This is a genomic window from Caryophanon latum (assembly GCF_001700325.1).
Taxonomy (GTDB): Bacteria; Bacillota; Bacilli; order Bacillales_A; family Planococcaceae; genus Caryophanon; species Caryophanon latum.
On record NZ_MATO01000074.1, the window covers coordinates 1 to 1,914 of the forward strand.

Below are 1,914 nucleotides of genomic sequence, written 5' to 3' on the forward strand. Positions count from 1 at the left end.
TTGTGCGCCCAGCATGCGCATAAACTTTAGGGTGTAAGTCCCGAGCCCCGAAGGCAGAAGTAGAGGTTAGCCAAGAGCAAGGGTGTCCGTGGTGACGCGGAATCTGAAGGAAGCTGGAGGCAAAACACCGGTCCGAGGAACACGAATCTCATATAAGGCTAGGTATGATTGGATGAATCTGCAATACAAGATAAAGTCCCTTCTGTCGAAGGTCATATCGAGTAAATGAGGCGGATAGATGGTGTGAAAGTGTATGCGCTTACCTGGGGAGGTCTGACAGAAACATGAAGTCCCCTTCATAACCTACTTGGTGACAAGTAGCTGAACTGTCAGAAGTCAGCAGAGGTCATAGTACAAGTAAGTCTAGAATTACTTGGAAGGACTGAACAATTAAGAGAGAATAGCCCTTGGCTTTCCAATAAGGATGAACGAACACAGAAAACAGAAGAAACCTCACGCTTAGAAAGTAGTGGTGAATCCCACGAGGGTATTTGCGGAGGGTGTAGTCCAATTGGGCAAAAGAAGAACAGCTATTCACGGAAAGGAACGAACTGGTGATGTTGAATCAAATACTTGAGCGGCAAAACATGATACAAGCGTTAAAGCGAGTAGAGGCGAATAAAGGAAGCCATGGAGTAGACATGATGCCCGTACAAACCTTACGACAGCACATCCTCGAAAATTGGGAAACCATTAAATCGCAGATTTTGAATGGCACCTATGAACCGCAACCAGTCCGTCGTGTCGAAATCCCGAAACCAGATGGCGGTGTGCGCTTATTAGGAATACCAACCGTGACAGACCGTTTGATTCAACAAGCCATCTCGCAGATTCTATCAAAGAAATATGACCAAACATTTTCAGACCATAGTTATGGGTTTCGCCCAAATCGGAGCGCCCATGATGCGGTACGGAAAGCAAAGGGCTATATAAAAGAGGGATACCGATGGGTGATTGATATGGATTTAGAGAAATTCTTTGACAAGGTCAACCATGACCGTCTAATGGCAACATTAGCGAAACGAATTTCAGATAAACCTTTATTAAAACTAATTCGCAAATATCTTCAAGCGGGTGTCATGATAAATGGAGTGGTTTCAAGTACGGAAGAAGGGACACCCCAAGGTGGTCCTTTAAGTCCTTTACTTTCTAATATCGTCTTGGACGAACTTGATAAAGAATTAGAACAACGTGGACATAAATTCGTTCGCTACGCAGATGACTGCAATATTTATGTGAAAACAGAACGCGCAGGAGTACGTGTAATGGAAAGCGTACAACGATTTATTGAAGGGAAACTTCGATTGAAGGTGAATGAAAAGAAATCGGCCGTAGACCGCCCATGGAAACGTAAATTCCTAGGTTTTAGCTTCACATCAAACAAAGAACCTAAGGTTCGTATTGCGAAATCAAGTCTCGTTCGAATGAAGAAGAAAGTACGAGAAATCACCTCAAGAAAGATGCCATATTCCATGGAATACAGAATCAAAAAGTTAAATCAATATCTAATAGGATGGTGTGGATATTTCGCTTTAGCGGATACTCATTCAATATTTAAAGCATTAGATGGATGGATTAAACGAAGGTTGCGTATGTGTCTGTGGAAGAATTGGAAGAAACCTCGAACAAGAGTCAGAAATCTCATTCGTCTAAAAGTACCTTATGGGAAAGCATACGAGTGGGGAAATACCCGAAAAGGGTACTGGCGCATTTCAAAAAGCCCCATATTACACAGAACCCTTGGCAATTCCTTTTGGGAAAGCCAAGGGCTGAAAAGTCTGCAAGTTCGTTATGAAACTTTGCGTTATTCATCTTAATTGAACCGCCGTATACGGATCCGTACGTACGGTGGTGTGAGAGGTCGGGAGTTAATCACTCCCTCCTACTCGATTATAGGCGATTAGCGCCACGTCC

General features: G+C 43.4%; 1 protein-coding gene. It reads left to right on the top strand.

All coding sequences use genetic code 11. The features are described from left to right. Positions 1–554: 554 nt before the first annotated feature. Positions 555–1,817, top strand: coding sequence for a group II intron reverse transcriptase/maturase (gene ltrA / locus A6K76_RS15050; protein ID WP_066466426.1), 1,263 nt, complete (start codon positions 555–557; stop codon positions 1,815–1,817). Positions 1,818–1,914: the final 97 nt, after the last annotated feature.